Raw genomic sequence first — 15208 nt, 5'->3', positions numbered from 1 at the left:
CAGGTTAAGTTTAACAAAAAAATGATTACCACTCTACAGCAAAGTGGATAGGAAAAAGATTTTTCTTTACCAGTTCATCTAACTCTTCTGGGTTAAATGGTTTAGTAAGGTAATCTTGGGCTCCTATTCTATAGCACTTAATACGTTCTTTACTTTCAGATTTACCGGAAAGCATAATACAAGGCGTATGTTTAGTAAAGCCTCGTTTACGTAATTTGGTAAGAAATTCATAGCCATCCATTTTTGGCATTTGAATATCGCTAATAATGAGGTCTGGAATATTACTTTCTAGCCATAGCAAGGCTTCAAGTCCGTCGTTTATAGAAACAACATCATATTCCTGTGAAAGGAAGTTTTCAAGTAACAAACAGATACTCGCTTCGTCATCTACTACTAATATTTTTTTCTTCATGACTTAATATTTGGGGTTTATTAAATGACATAAATAGATTATGTTTAATATTAAGAGAGAGAAAAATAAATAGCAATTGTTACTTCTGGTAGACTATATCTATACTATAGTCTTGAAAAAATCTATGGTTTTGGTTAAGCCTTCTTCTAATTTAATTTTTGGTTCCCAGTCTAATTCCTTTTTAGCTAAAGAAATATCTGGTTTACGCATCATTGGATCATCAGAAGGTAATGGTTTATATATTATTTTAGATTTAGAGCCAGTTAATTCAATAACTTTTTGAGCTAATTCTAAAATAGTAAACTCGTCAGGATTCCCCGTATTTACAGGGCCTATAAAGCCATCTCTAGAGGCCATCATACGCATCATAGCTTCAACTAAATCGTCTACATACTGAAAACTTCTAGTTTGGTCTCCTTCACCGTAAACAGTGATGTCTTGACCTTGCAGTGCTTGAACAATGAAATTAGAAACAACTCTTCCATCATTTGGATGCATTCTTGGTCCGTAAGTGTTAAAAATTCTAACGATTTTAACATCTACGTTGTTCTGTTTATGGTAATCTACAAAAAGAGTTTCGGCTGCACGTTTACCTTCATCGTAACAAGAACGTTCTCCTATTGGGTTAACATTTCCCCAATAAGATTCTTCTTGTGGATGAACTAACGGGTTACCATATACCTCACTTGTTGAGGCTTGTAAGATTTTAGCTTTAATCCTTTTTGCCAATCCTAACATATTAATAGCTCCCATTACGGAAGTTTTCATAGTCTTTATTGGATTGTATTGATAATGTATTGGTGAAGCGGGACAAGCCAAATTGTAGATTTCGTCTGCTTCTATAAAGAATGGGCTCGTTACATCGTGGCGAATTAATTCAAAATATGGATTATCTAATAAATGAACAATATTCTGTTTTTGCCCAGTAAAGAAATTATCCAGACAGTATACCTCATTATTTTCATTTAATAGGCGTTCGCATAAATGTGAGCCAACAAAACCTGCTCCTCCTGTTACAAGAACTTTTTTACGTATCATTATATTGGTTGGATTATAATTGATTAAACTTTAACTAACTAGCTGAACTTAAAACAGGAGTTACAATTTCTTTAGCGGTATCTACTCCGATACAGAAATAATCGAATCCTTTTGCTTTCATTTCAAATCTATCATAGATGTTTCTACCATCAAAAATAAAAGGATTTTTTAATAACCTGTTTACAATATTAAAATTAGGGAATTTGAATTCAGGCCATTCAGTTAATATAGCTAAGCAATCAGCATCAATTAAAGCTTCGTATTGATCTTTATAATAAGATATGGTATCTCCAAAATGGTGCTTTGCTTCTTCTATAGCTATTGGATCATACGCTTTTACCGTTGCTCCAGCTTCTAAAAGTCTTTTTACAATTTCTAAAGAAGGGGCTTCTCTCATATCATCTGTTTGAGGTTTAAAAGATAATCCCCAAAGGGTGATAGTTTTTCCTTCTAAATCACCATTAAAGTGTTTCAATATTTTATTAAATAATACAACTTTTTGCTTTTTGTTAACGGCTTCAACAGCTTTTAATACTTGTAAATCGTAATTATGCTCACCGCCAGTTCTAATTAATGCTTGTACATCTTTAGGGAAACAAGAACCTCCGTAACCAATACCAGGATATATAAATTTATTACCAATTCTAGTATCAGACCCAATGCCCTTTCTGACCTTATTAACATCTGCTCCAACAATTTCGCAAAGGTTAGCAATATCATTCATAAAGCTAATTTTTGTAGCTAGCATGGAGTTTGCCGCATACTTTGTCATTTCCGCTGAAACGATATCCATAAAAAGTACAGGATGTCCATTTAAAGTAAATGGTTTATATAATTTTTTAAGAATTTCTTTGGCTCTTTCGTTTTCTACACCTACTACAATTCTATCTGGTTTTAAGAAATCATTAATTGCAGCGCCTTCTTTAAGAAACTCAGGGTTAGAAGCTACATCAAAACTTACGTCAACACCTCTTTTATCTAGTTCTTCTTGAACTGCATTTTTTACTTTTAAAGAGGTACCAACTGGCACGGTACTTTTTGTAATTACTAAGGTATAATCATCAATATGTTTACCACAATCTCTGGCAACCGCTATTACATATTTTAAATCTGCACTACCATCCTCATCAGGAGGTGTTCCAACAGAAATAAAAACAGCTTCAGAATCTTTAACTGCATCTTTTATTTGGGTTGTAAAGCTAAGCCTACCCTTTTTCATATTTCGGGTAATCATATCTTCTAATCCGGGTTCATAAATAGGTATAATACCTTTGTTAAGATTACTAATCTTGTTTTCATCAATATCAACGCAAACAACATCGATTCCTACTTCTGAAAAACAAGCTCCGGTTACGAGTCCTACATAACCACTTCCAACAATAGTAACTTTCATAATTTCGATTTTAGGGGTTTTATTTATTTAATCAAACAGTACAAATTTTTAAATTGCACTGTAATTAGATGGTCTTGGCTCCTCTAATTGTGTCAAACATACAAATATTTTCACACAAAACATCGATTAAAAGTAAAAAATACCGATTAAGTGTTATTTTTTTTGGATTAAAGTAATTTCATCGAGTATTTAATCCCTTAATCGAGGCATACCAGTGGTTAAAAAACCAAAACAGAAGTAGGTTGTAGATACTGAAGATTTGGAAATACTAATTGCTACAAATCACTTGAATTATTTGGGGAAAATTCAGATTCGTTTATGTCTCTCTCTAATCTTAAATAAATCGCAATCAAATTTATAAAGACGTTACCATAAAGATATTTGAAATGTCTAAGAGATTAATTTGTCAAAATGCGAAATGTACATTCCTATAGACAAAAAGAAGAAATAGTATAGTTAAAAGGTTGAAGCAGTTCTAAAAGTCTAGTTATATCTGATTTACAAAGGAATAATAAAAAAGCCAAAACCTTTTAGGTTTTGGCAACTATTACTAGTTTAAAATAAGTTATTAAACTTAGAGTTAATTAAAGGGCTATTTGGTTATAGATAAAAGAGCTTTTACTACCTAATATCTTAAATTCTTTATTATGTATTTTTGCTTTCTTATAAATCTTATATAATACTAATATGCCATTAGAATCAATACTATTTATTTTATCTAAATTAAGTAGTATTGAATTCTGAGATTTAAAGGATTTCTGTAAAATTGATTGAAATTGCACAAAAGAAGAGGAGTTCAAAACTCCTTTGGCATGCATAATGCCATTTTTGTTTTTTACTGTTACGCTCATAACTAGGGGTTTTTGGTTAAGATTGGGAACTTATAAAGTTACGATAAAGACTACAAATATAAAATAAAAAATCTTTGAAATGCAATTTTATGTAGACGAAATGCGATTTTGTATAGACGAAAAGTCTTATAGTAAATTTAAGCGCTTCATTAATTCGGGTCTGTTAGAGCGGCTTACAGGTATTACATCTTTTTTAATAAGTACACTATTATCTTCTATATCAATTATCTTCTTTAGATTTATGATATAAGATCTATGTACTTTTAAAAATAAATTAACAGGTAATTTTTCTTCTATCTTTTTTAAAGAGGAATGCACTCGGTAATCTTGACTTTCTGTTTTTACATTTATATAATCACCCTTAGCTTCAACTAAATAAATACTAGGAATATCTATTTTAATTAATCTTCTATCTATATTAACATAAAGATGATTATCAACGTTTATTCCAGATGGTTTAACATCCTCTTGCTGATTATCTGAACTAACGCTAGCAACAGTTGCCGTCTCCATTTTGTGTATGGCCTTTTCAAACCTTGAAAACTCAAGTGGTTTAACTAAGTAATCCACAATGCAATCGTATTCAAAAGCATCTAAGGCAAATTTTGAATCGGAAGTCGTAAGAATTATAGCTGGCGGATTTTTTAATGTTCTTATAAAATCAAAACCAGTAAAATCTGGCATATGGATATCTAAGAAAATTAAATCAACCTCATTTTCATTTAAATATTTAATAGCCTGTATAGCATTTGGAAATTCTGCAACTACATTTAAATTTTCAATTTGGGAACACAATGCGGTTATTATTACCCTTGCAGTATTTTCGTCATCAATTACTATACAATTCATTTCTAAATAGTTACTAAATAATCTTCTATAACTTTAACAATTTCCATAAAGTCACCATGGAGCTCATGAACCTCTTCTTTCAAATTGTTTTCATGATTATTAGCAACCACATGACTCTTTTCAAGCCCTAAAATACTAATTTTATGCTTAATCTTGTGTACATTTTCAGCAGCTAATTTAAAATTTCTATCACTAAAGTTATTTTTATATACTTCAATTTCTTGATAAAATTCTCCTTTAATAACACCTATAATTTTTTCTACAAAGCTTTCATCGCCTCGTGCCATGGTATTAATATAGGATAAATTTGGGGTTTCCATAATTGTTACTTTTTTAAAGTGAAATAAAATATACTACCAATTCCAACAGTAGATTCCAACCACATTTTACCTCCGTAGGCATTAACTATTTTTTTAGCTATTGATAAACCAATACCAGTAGCATTGGGATTGTTTTCTAACTTTTGGAAAGGTTTAAATATCTTATCAAAATATGCTTTTTCAATTCCCTTTCCGTTATCTTTTATATAGAATTGCCAATGTAAGGCTTCTTCTGAAACTCCTATTTCTATTTCTCCCTGTTCTTTATCAATATACTTAATGGCATTATCTAATAGGCTTTCAAATAATTGTTTAATTCTAGGTTTATCGGCTTCTACCTCTGGCAACTTATTTACAATTTTTATTGAAATGTGATTTGGTAAGGAAATTTCATTTATAATGGCTCTAACAAATGTATCAACATCTATTAAACAGGATTGAGATTCCTTCTTATTGACTGTTGAATAATTTAATATACCAGTTATTAAATTGTCCATTTTCTCAACGTTATCTCTAATCAACTTTAAGTTTTCTGATGTATTAGCTTTATTTCCTCCGGTTTCTTCATTTAACCATGTAGTTAAAGCATCTATACTCCTTAAAGGTGATTTTAAATCGTGTGATACCAAATAAGCATAGTTACTAAGCTCTTCATTTTGCTGTTCCAATTCTCCCATTAGCTTTTCCCTTTGCTTGTTCATTTCCATAATCTCCTGGGTTTGATTTTCTATAAATTCAGCTAGTTTAGCACCGTCTAAACTATCAACACCCTTAGGTTTTTTTACGGTATTTTTATCACCAAAATTTAATGTCTCAATTACATTATTCAACTTGTCTATTAAACTACTTTGAATTTTTGCTTCATGCTGCAAAACTTTATAAGCTTCTACCAATTCTTCTGTACTAATAGCTAAAGCCCGTTGTTGCATAAGGTATTGATCGTCAAAATTATCATAAGACTTATTAACCGCATCTAAAAAAGCCATTAAGTCTTCATTAGACACGTTTTTGCTACTTAAATATTTTTTAACTTGATGTTTTAGTAAAGAATTCATTATTCACTAATTAAAGTTAAAGCAACAGATTGATTATGTAATTGACACATATTTTCATCTTCATATGGCGCTATTTCTCCGTAAGAATAAAAGCCACTAAAAACAACATTGCCACCAACCACATTTTTGGCTTCTTCAATTTCTTCTACAGTTCTTTGATCCAACAGTAATTTTCTTCCAACGCTACTAATAAATAAGGCCAATTGCGGCTTGTTTATCATTCTTTGAACAGCTTGTTTAGCTGTTTGGTTAGAAGCATTTAACAAATCTCTTGGATTAGTCATCATAAATTGCACCTTAGAATTCATTGGTACTTCTCCCGCAAAAATCATGGCGTTATAATCATGATTAACGTTTAAAACACTTCGTATTGTGGTTTGATCATCTCCATCTTCTGGTTTAATTCCTAAAGGGTAATACATGGCTGACGCTGGTAACATATTAGATTTATCTCCTAAATATACTTTATATAAATCTAATGCCGGTTTTTTATCTAACTCATAAACAATATTTCCAATAGATTTTGTGACTGTTCTTTCTGCTCCAAAAGAATTCCAACCAGCTTCTGTAGATGAAGAGACTTCTAAAGTATCTCCATAAAATCCTATAGCTACAATTTCACCATCTTTTGGGTTTTCGTTATACGATACAATTGTGCGCTCAAATCTATTATCATCCGCGCAGAGTCCACCTGTAATTAATACATGGTTTTCTGCTGCAAAATTCATCCCTTTGGTTAATTCACTTCCATTTACAAAACTTCCATCGGATAAAACAAAAATATATTTCAATTTGTCTTTGGGAAATTTATTTACCAATTCTACACCTGCATTGTAACTATTTAACTCGGTATCATTTAGGTTTATTGTTCTAACTTCGAAAGTGCTTTTTTCAAATTCAATAGCGGTTAAGGTTAAAGCATCTTCATCAATGGAGTTAGAGGTTACATTTCCTCCTGTTGATCCGAAAACGATGTGTCCTTTAGGAAACATATTTTTTATGCCTTTATATATTTTGGGCTCTTCTAATTCAAACCTATTTCCAAAGACTAACACCAATGGGTTGTTAAGCTTTTGAAACGTATTTAGACTCTGCCAGTCTTGTCCTTTATATTTTCTTAATTGTACAATCTTCATTTCTATTTTTTTATTGTAAAAAAGAAGGTTGTTCCTTCATTAAGTTTACTATTCAACCATATTTCTCCCTGGTGTAACTCCACTATCTTTTGAACAATAGATAAGCCAATACCCGTTGAATCTTTTCGCTTATTAACAGATTGAAATACTTTAAATATTTTAGAATGGTATTTTTCATCAATGCCAATACCATTATCTTCTATTGAAAATTTATAGTGCGTACCAATATCCTCAACATTAATTTTTACATAGCCCTGTTCTTTATCAATAAATTTAATGGCGTTACTCATTAAATTTTGAAACAATTGTTGAAGTTTGGTCTTATCTCCTATTACCATAGGTAAATCATTGAGTACTTGTATTTCAACATGATCGGGTTTATATAAAAACTGAATTAAATCATTAATTAATACATTTAAGTCTACGTTAGTTTCAACCTTTTCTTCACTACCAATACTAGAATATTCTAAAACATCAGAAATTAACTGATCCATCTTTTCAATGGTCGTTTCAATAAGCGCTAAGTTTTGTAGACTTACTTTATCGAATTTATCTTCATTATCTGATTTAAGCCAACTTACCAAGGCACTAATACTTCTTAATGGCGACTTTAAATCATGGGAAACAATATGAGCGTACTCTTGTAGCTCATCATTACTTTTTTCTAATTGAGATAATAGTCCTTCTTTTTGTAGCTCTAAGTTTTTTAAATCTGTAATATCAAGGTATACAAAAATGTAACCAACTAACTCATCATTTAGGTTATAGTTTGGTCCTCTACTAACCAACCAGTATTTTTCCTTACCAAATTTATCTTCAACTTTTATTTCATAGGACGTAGATACACCATTATTGGTAGAATTACTTTTTTCATTTTGGGCATCTTCCGTAGAAAAGAAGTTTTTACTCAAATTACCTACTAGTTCTTGTTCTTGGTAACCTGACATTTCAATAAAACTTTGGTTTACCATTATAACTCTTCCTCTGGTATCAACTTCTGCAAGACCGAGTTGCATATTTGTTATGATACCTCTATACTTTTGTCTTTGAGCCTCTATACTCTTGCCGTATTTCTTTCTTAGGGTTACATCTCTATAAGTCCAAAGATGTCCTTTATATGAGTCTTCATCGTAAATAGGAATATAATCTCTTTCTAAGATTTTCCCATTCTTCATATGTAGTTCGTCATCTAAAACCCCTTCTTTACCCGCAACTATTTCATTTGTTTTGTTTATAAACTCTTCCGAATTCTCAAATAATTTCTTAAACCGGTCTTCATTAAATGTAAAATACTTACCCTTTAATTCATTTGGTTTATAATCTATTCCGAACAGTTCGCAGAATTTCTCATTTGCCAAGACTATCTTCTTATCTTCATCTTTAAGAAGTACGCCATTTTTTAAATTCAGCATGAGCGCTTTTAATCTATTTTCAGACTCAATTAATTGTCTTTCCGCTGCTTTTGCTTTTGTAACATCTCTTACGATACCTTGAGCAGCAACTGGAATACCTTGATCATAGATAATACTGGCATTTATATGCACCAATTTTGTTTTACCCTTTCTTGTAACTACTTCTACTTGAAAGTCTGTAATTGCTCCGTTTTTTAATAGATTTTTAAAAGCTCTAGAAACTCTTTCTTGTTCCATTTCCACAGGAAACTCAAGTAAATTGGCATTGTCTTTTACAGTATCAAAGTCCAATAAGTCAACGGCGGCATCATTCATTTTTAGGATGTTCCCCATAAGATCCATAATAACATAGGCGTCTACAATGTTCTCAAAAACACCTTGTAATTGGGAATCTGTTTTATCTAAAAGGGCTTCTAATTCGGTATAAGACTTCTCTAGCCTTTGATTAGCACTGTAAAGTTCGGCAGACCTTTGTTCTAGTATTTTTTCTGCTTCTTTTCTAGCGGCCCTCTCTCTCTTAAGAGCTCTTTCTAGTATTTCTATTTTATTTTGGTCCATTAGGGATTTGGGTGATTAAAAACTTAACCTCAGTTCCGTCTTTTTTAATTTTTTCTAAAACAATTTCGGCTGAAGTATTAAAAAACTCAAAAGTTTTATTCATTAATCCTAAACCAAACTGATGCATTGCTCTACCTGATTTATACAACATGATTAACTTGGTTTTAGTTTTTTCTAGAACTTCAAAAGTAGGAAGTTCTGCGTCAGGGTATATTTTTTTTACTTCAACGTGAATATGATTTTCAATAGATGATAACATTTCTATAGGGTCTTGATACAATGCTAACATTTTACCATAGTCTCTTTCTAGGACTTGAAAAAAATGCTCACCGTAAACTAGCAATAAATCATCAATTGATATTTTGGTATTATTACTTAAATTTTGGACTAATTGAAGCATTTCAGAAAACTCATAGGTTCCTACTGCCGTATATGCTCCTTGAGATTTTAAATCTGACTGATTAATAATTTTATCAACCATCTCCATGCCGAACTTTTCTTCAACAAGTTCTAAAAATTCTGAAAAAACAATACCTTTCATTTATGCCTTTTTTAATTCGTTATTACTCCAATACGTTAATAGACTTTCTATTTTAGATACGTAGTCTTCGTATTTTAATGGTTTTAGAACATAACCCGCAATACCAATTTTATAACATTCTACAAGATCCTTTTCATTACTAGAGGTGGTTAAAACAACAGCAGGTATATATTTTAAAATATCATCATTTTTTAGAATACCCAAAAACTCAATACCGTTAATTTTGGGCATATTTAAATCTAACAGAATAATATCAGGTAAATTAGCTTTATCTTCTAATACCTTTAGTGCTTCTTCTCCGTTATTAGCTTCTACAATATTATGCTTAAGTTCAAGGTTATCAATAACTCTATTGAACTTCATAAGCTCTATCATATCATCTTCAACTAATAAAATATTTAAACTTTTCATGGGCGTTTAGTATTACTGTAAAAAGTAAATATAAAATTGTAAAACCGAATCGCCGGTTTTTTTCTTTAGGAAGAAGTTTGTTGTCGATAAAAACCCATTTAATGTCGACGAATGGTAATTTTTATCGTTTAACTTCAGTAAAGATAGTAAAAAAAGAAGATAAATCCTACTGAAAATAAAAAAAACACAAGAATGCCCTAAAAGTTCTTGGTTTTTAAAGCGTTTAAGCCTGTTTTACAAGTGTCTTTTTTTCAAAACTACTTTTTGGAGCTTCGCATAAAGAACACTCATAAGTATATGGTAAGTCTTCAAACAATGTATGGGGTGCTATGTTTTTAGTAAGGTCTCCATATTTGGAATTATAAACCGTTAAGCATTCAGAACATTGATAAACCTCTTCTTCTAAAACAGATTTAGTTTCTTTTTGAGTAACAGCTTCTTCTTGTTCTGATCCTAATTGTTCAAAATACAACTGACTTAATTCCATTAATAAACCAGGTAACTCAACTTTATCTACATCTTGCACATGCATAATGTATTCACGCGTATTTGGATCGAAGTTTTTTGCGTATAATAAGTTATAGGTGTCTCTAATTGTAAAATTACCTATAGATTCTGGTTGTTTGTTCTTTTCTACAACTATTGAAGTAAAATTATAAGTATCACTATTATAACTAGTAATGCCAAAGGTAAGACCGTAGGTACTTATATCATTCTGATCGAAATTAGTAACCAAATACTTTTTTAGGTTTAATGCTTCGGCATCATTAACAGGTATATGCCAGTTCATTTCCAACATTGAATGACGCACATTGATACCAAATTTACCTAAAAACTTTTCCCATTTTAATTTTGAGTGTTGCGGAATTCCTTTAACAATAAAAGATTTCCAAGGTGTGATTGATATCTTACCTATTTTGTTTTCGGAACATAAATCGCACATAGCCTTTAAAAAAGGAATATCGTATCTATTATTTCTCCAATATAACCCCAGCCAATATCTATCTGTTCCTATTCTATTCATACCTTCGTAATAAGGAAAAGGATAAAATGGAACTTCCAAAGGTTTGTCTACTGTTCTATTATTAGTATCTGCAGCATCACTAACTAAATCAAAAACTGTTTCAATAGTTTCTGGCTCTTCTATTAAGATGCTTTCTATAGCCTGCTCAATTTTGTCCATATCCCAACTGTAAATGAGTGCAGGATACATTTTAGTTTCTCTCCAGCCTGGTAAACGTAAAAATAAATACCAATAATCTTCATGCTCAGAAGCTATAAAGTTAACATTACCCGTATACAATGGTACTAATCTCTGTTTAGGGTCTGTAATATTGATTCTTAATTTAGGTTTGTATTTAAATTGTTCTAGAACATATAGGTACTTGGAACTTGTTAACCAAGAAGTACTAGGCAAAATTTCAGCAGACACATAAGACGAAGCTATATTCTCTACGCCATCTCTTTTTGGTTTAATAAATTGAATTTTGTCAAACCTTTCAAATTTGCTTTCATCAATCTCCTCTGGAAAGATAATATCTTGTCTAGAACCAAATGAGATAGCGTCTAAACCTAGTTCTTCTGCTGCTTCGCAAATATATTTTAATTCTGCTGGAGCTAATACTCCTCCGTTTATTGCTAATCTATATGGCTCTATCATTATGCTAATACTTGAGATTTTTGAAGTATTTCTCTAACTTCAGTTTTACAACTTCCACAACCTAAACCTGCTCCTGTTTGTTTACAAAGCTCTGTAAAATCTGTACAGCCTTTTGCAATGGCTTCTTCTACATTTCCTTCACCAACCTGACTACAAGAACAAATTAGTTTACCAATTACTGGCTTATCATTAGATGTTCCTCTAAGCAAAGTATCACGCTTTTCAGACATCTCAATTTTACTTTCTATAAGGGTTTTAAATTCTGCGAACTCATTCTTATCCCCCATTAATACTGCTCCAATTAACAAATCATCCTTTACTATACATTTCTTATAGTAGCGTTTAGAGATATCTGTAAAGATGACCTCTTCATAGCTTGGATCGTTTTCAGGAACATTAATTTCTCCTATACTACATAGGTTTAAATCATTGAACTTTAAAATATTCATTAAAACAGAACCATTGTAGTTACTGCTTATATCTCCAGCTATAAAATTAGACAAAATATTAGCCTGTTCTTCTGCTGCCGAAGTAATTCCAAATAACTGATTATTATACTCAGCTATTTCTCCAATGGCAAAAACATCTGGATTTGATGACTGTAAATGCTGATTGACCTTGATTCCTCTACCACATTTAATGCCGTTTTCCTTAGCTATTTCTATGTTTGGTATAGTACCTATGGCATAAACAATTGCATTAGCCGTAAACATTTTTCCACTCTTTAAACTTATGTTTAATTCTCCTGTCTCCTCATCGTCAAACACCGTACTAACTTCATTATCAAAATAAATTTGAATACCACGTTCCTGAACATCAAGCGCTAATAATTTACTAGAAATTGTATCTAACTGACGTTCCATTAAGCGTGAAGCTCTTTGAACGATAGTTACCTTTACATTTTTATGTTTAAGTGCTGCTGCCAATTCCAATCCTAATAGACCACCTCCTACTATAGCTACGTGTTGCTCTTCTGGAGGCAAACCAGTATTATCTAAATATGCTTTAAATCTATCAGCATCAATTTTATTACGCATTGTAAATCTGCCAGGTAAATCTATTTGTACATCCTTAGGCACAAATGCTCTACTTCCTGTAGCTAATATGAGTTTATCAAAAGCGTGTTCTTTACCGTTACTATCAGTTACCGTTTTTTCTTCAGATTCTACTTGAGTTATTAAAGTTTCAGGATGAAGATGAACGTTTAACTTATCTAATTCTTGTTGCTTTATTTTTAACAGTTGTTCCCATGTAAGTTCTTCCGTAACGTACTCTGGCAGTAGTACTCTATTATAAAACAAATTAGGTTCTTTAGAAAATACATGAATTTCATCCTTCTCATTTTGTTCTCTATAATTTTGAATAAACCTAAATGAAGCCGCTCCCGCTCCTGCTATTAAAATCTTCTCTTTTGGTTTTTCATATTTACACACATTAACTCTTGTAAATTTAAAGTCTGGTTCTTTTGAAACAGGGTCTACATGTGTGTTTGTTAAATTGTTTGCTCTATTTAAATCGTTTTGAAGTTGCTTTCCCCAATGCATTGGTAAAAACACAACTCCTTTTTTAATAGCCTCTGTAACCTTTGCTCTTACTCTTACCTTACCGTTTTCACCATTAATTTCTGTAATATCACCATCCTTAATTTTGTATAAATAAGCATCAACAGGGTTTATTTCTAAAACTGGTTTTGGGTAATGCGTTTTTAAACGCGAAACCTTACCAGTTTTTGTCATGGTATGCCACTGATCTCTAATTCTACCCGTTGTTAAAATTAAAGGGTATTCGCCATTAGGTTGTGTAGAGGTATTTTCTAAGGTTGTTGCAACATTAAAAATAGCCTTCTTTGAAGGTGTATAAAACACTTTATCTTGAAAGAGCCTATCCGTTCCTTTATGCCCGTATTGATTAACTGGCCATTGAAAAGTGCCTTCGCTTTTTAATCTATCATAATTTAAATAAGACACATCTATATTAGTGCCTTTTGTCATTGCACAGTATTCATCATAAATCTCTTCCGTAGAACTATAATTGAATCCGCGGAACCCCATTCTTTGTGCAAAATCACAAAATATTTCAACATCTGGTCTAGCCTCTCCGGGAGCATCAATTTCCTTAGGAAGGTAAGATACCCTTCTTTCAGAATTTGTCATAACACCTTCTTTCTCTAACCAACCAGCTGCAGGTAATATTAAATCTGCAAACTTAACTGTATCAGATTTATGAGATATATCTTGAACCACAACAAACTTTGCGTTTTTCATGGCTTTTTCAACCTTATTTATATTTGGTAAACTTACTAAAGGATTGGTACAAGCTATCCAAACTGCTTTCATTTTTCCTGACTCAAGTGCATCAAACATTTCCGTGGCTGTGAGTCCTGGCTTAGGATTTATCTTTTCAACGCCCCAAAATTGAGCTACTTCTCTTCTGTGATCTTCGTTCATTAAATCCTTATGAACAGCTAAAAGATTTGCCATACCTCCTACTTCTCGTCCACCCATTGCATTTGGTTGTCCTGTTAAGGAAAAAGGTCCAGAACCCGGTTTACCTACTTGCCCGGTAATTAAGGATAGGTTTAGCAGGGCCACGTTCTTATTAACACCAACCACACTTTGGTTAAGACCCATGGCCCACATACTAATAAACCCTTTAGAAAGCCCAATTATATCTGCCGCCTTCTTAATATCTTTCTCTTCAATACCACAAATTTTTGCAGCTTTACTAATCTTTGTTCCGAGAATTTGATCTTTATATGCTGCAAATCCGTCTGTATGTTTATATATAAAATCTTCGTCAATTAATCCTTGCTCATACAGTCTTCGTCCAATGGCATTATATAAAACAACATCTGTTCCTGGTAAAATTTGTAAATGTAAATCGGCATAATTAGCGGTATCCGTTTTACGAGGATCTACAACAATAATTTTTACATCTGGATTTTCTTCTTTGTGTTTCTCTAGTCTTCTAAAAAGAATAGGGTGACACCAAGCAGGATTAGCTCCTGTAATTAAAAAACAATCTGCCAACTCGATATCGGCATAAGAAATGGGTACACTATCTTCTCCAAATGTCTTTTTGTAACCAACAACCGCAGAACTCATACATAATCTTGAGTTGGTATCTATATTATTAGTACCTAAAAAGCCTTTGGTTAATTTATTAGCTATATAATACTCTTCAGTTAAACTTTGCCCAGAAACATAAAATCCAACACTATCTGGACCGTGTTTTTTTATTATTGATTTAAAAACGCTCGCTGCTCTATCTAAGGCAGTATCCCAAGTAACTCGTTCAAGAGGGTGTGATTTACTCCAACGCATTTCGGGATACAATATCCTATCTGAAGTATCATTTGCAACGTAATGTAAGTTCATTCCTTTGGAACATAACATCCCTTTGTTTACTGGATGATCCTTATCTCCCTCAACAATAACTTTGTTGTTATTATCTTTCTTTACAATGATTCCACAACCTACACCGCAATAAGAACATGTCGTTTTAACTTCATTTTTAACCATAAAGAGTAGCGTTTATAACGAATTAAACCATTATTTTTTTATAAATCAAGA

13 protein-coding genes are annotated in these 15208 nt (G+C 31.8%); all 13 read right to left on the bottom strand.

Going from position 1 to position 15208, the window contains the following annotated elements; translation table 11 throughout:
* Window positions 1–25 precede the first annotated feature (25 nt).
* The 13 genes from FUA24_RS08980 to FUA24_RS08920 all read right to left on the bottom strand — a co-directional run bounded on the left by FUA24_RS08980 (window position 26) and on the right by FUA24_RS08920 (window position 15157).
* Window positions 26–412 (bottom strand): response regulator, encoded by a 387-nt coding sequence (locus FUA24_RS08980; protein WP_148541521.1) that lies wholly within the window; start codon window positions 410–412, stop codon window positions 26–28.
* Between the two features lie 99 nt (window positions 413–511).
* On the bottom strand, window positions 512–1450 hold the full coding sequence (locus FUA24_RS08975) for a UDP-glucuronic acid decarboxylase family protein (RefSeq protein WP_148541519.1): 939 nt from the start codon (window positions 1448–1450) through the stop codon (window positions 512–514).
* A 34-nt stretch (window positions 1451–1484) separates the two neighbouring features.
* On the bottom strand, window positions 1485–2843 hold the full coding sequence (locus tag FUA24_RS08970; RefSeq protein WP_148541517.1) for a UDP-glucose dehydrogenase family protein: 1359 nt from the start codon (window positions 2841–2843) through the stop codon (window positions 1485–1487).
* A 584-nt stretch (window positions 2844–3427) separates the two neighbouring features.
* Entirely contained in the window at window positions 3428–3694 is a 267-nt protein-coding gene (locus FUA24_RS08965; RefSeq protein WP_148541515.1) for an STAS domain-containing protein, read from the bottom strand.
* A gap of 126 nt (window positions 3695–3820) precedes the next feature.
* On the bottom strand, window positions 3821–4543 hold the full coding sequence (locus FUA24_RS08960) for a LytR/AlgR family response regulator transcription factor (RefSeq protein WP_148541513.1): 723 nt from the start codon (window positions 4541–4543) through the stop codon (window positions 3821–3823).
* Window positions 4544–4545: 2 nt separating this feature from the next.
* Window positions 4546–4863, bottom strand: a complete 318-nt coding sequence (locus tag FUA24_RS08955; protein WP_148541511.1) for an Hpt domain-containing protein — start codon at window positions 4861–4863, stop codon at window positions 4546–4548.
* Window positions 4864–4868: 5 nt separating this feature from the next.
* Window positions 4869–5918: a sensor histidine kinase gene (locus tag FUA24_RS08950; protein ID WP_148541509.1), complete on the bottom strand. Its 1050-nt coding sequence runs from the start codon at window positions 5916–5918 to the stop codon at window positions 4869–4871.
* Window positions 5918–7054, bottom strand: a complete 1137-nt coding sequence (locus FUA24_RS08945) for an FIST signal transduction protein (protein ID WP_148541507.1) — start codon at window positions 7052–7054, stop codon at window positions 5918–5920. Before FUA24_RS08945 ends, FUA24_RS08950 begins: the two co-directional genes overlap by 1 nt.
* A gap of 2 nt (window positions 7055–7056) precedes the next feature.
* Entirely contained in the window at window positions 7057–9024 is a 1968-nt protein-coding gene (locus FUA24_RS08940) for a PAS domain-containing sensor histidine kinase (RefSeq protein WP_148541505.1), read from the bottom strand.
* Window positions 9011–9565: a heme NO-binding domain-containing protein gene (locus FUA24_RS08935; protein WP_148541503.1), complete on the bottom strand. Its 555-nt coding sequence runs from the start codon at window positions 9563–9565 to the stop codon at window positions 9011–9013. The genes FUA24_RS08940 and FUA24_RS08935 overlap by 14 nt, the downstream gene beginning before the upstream one ends.
* Entirely contained in the window at window positions 9566–9976 is a 411-nt protein-coding gene (locus FUA24_RS08930) for a response regulator (RefSeq protein WP_148541501.1), read from the bottom strand.
* Between the two features lie 223 nt (window positions 9977–10199).
* Window positions 10200–11636, bottom strand: a complete 1437-nt coding sequence (locus FUA24_RS08925) for a rubredoxin (protein WP_148541499.1) — start codon at window positions 11634–11636, stop codon at window positions 10200–10202.
* On the bottom strand, window positions 11636–15157 hold the full coding sequence (locus FUA24_RS08920) for a nitrate reductase (RefSeq protein WP_148541497.1): 3522 nt from the start codon (window positions 15155–15157) through the stop codon (window positions 11636–11638). The genes FUA24_RS08925 and FUA24_RS08920 overlap by 1 nt, the downstream gene beginning before the upstream one ends.
* Window positions 15158–15208: the final 51 nt, after the last annotated feature.

Source organism: Seonamhaeicola marinus (genome assembly GCF_008085455.1).
The sequence above is the reverse complement of the archived record's forward strand: the minus strand, read 5'-3'. Positions and strand labels throughout refer to the sequence as shown.

Coding starts and splice junctions, on each gene's coding strand:
- FUA24_RS08980 (WP_148541521.1), bottom strand. CDS start 412: ATGAAGAAAAAAATATTAGTAGTAGATGACGAAGCGAGTATCTGTTTG.
- FUA24_RS08975 (WP_148541519.1), bottom strand. CDS start 1,450: ATGATACGTAAAAAAGTTCTTGTAACAGGAGGAGCAGGTTTTGTTGGC.
- FUA24_RS08970 (WP_148541517.1), bottom strand. CDS start 2,843: ATGAAAGTTACTATTGTTGGAAGTGGTTATGTAGGACTCGTAACCGGA.
- FUA24_RS08965 (WP_148541515.1), bottom strand. CDS start 3,694: ATGAGCGTAACAGTAAAAAACAAAAATGGCATTATGCATGCCAAAGGA.
- FUA24_RS08960 (WP_148541513.1), bottom strand. CDS start 4,543: ATGAATTGTATAGTAATTGATGACGAAAATACTGCAAGGGTAATAATA.
- FUA24_RS08955 (WP_148541511.1), bottom strand. CDS start 4,863: ATGGAAACCCCAAATTTATCCTATATTAATACCATGGCACGAGGCGAT.
- FUA24_RS08950 (WP_148541509.1), bottom strand. CDS start 5,918: ATGAATTCTTTACTAAAACATCAAGTTAAAAAATATTTAAGTAGCAAA.
- FUA24_RS08945 (WP_148541507.1), bottom strand. CDS start 7,054: ATGAAGATTGTACAATTAAGAAAATATAAAGGACAAGACTGGCAGAGT.
- FUA24_RS08940 (WP_148541505.1), bottom strand. CDS start 9,024: ATGGACCAAAATAAAATAGAAATACTAGAAAGAGCTCTTAAGAGAGAG.
- FUA24_RS08935 (WP_148541503.1), bottom strand. CDS start 9,565: ATGAAAGGTATTGTTTTTTCAGAATTTTTAGAACTTGTTGAAGAAAAG.
- FUA24_RS08930 (WP_148541501.1), bottom strand. CDS start 9,976: ATGAAAAGTTTAAATATTTTATTAGTTGAAGATGATATGATAGAGCTT.
- FUA24_RS08925 (WP_148541499.1), bottom strand. CDS start 11,636: ATGATAGAGCCATATAGATTAGCAATAAACGGAGGAGTATTAGCTCCA.
- FUA24_RS08920 (WP_148541497.1), bottom strand. CDS start 15,157: ATGGTTAAAAATGAAGTTAAAACGACATGTTCTTATTGCGGTGTAGGT.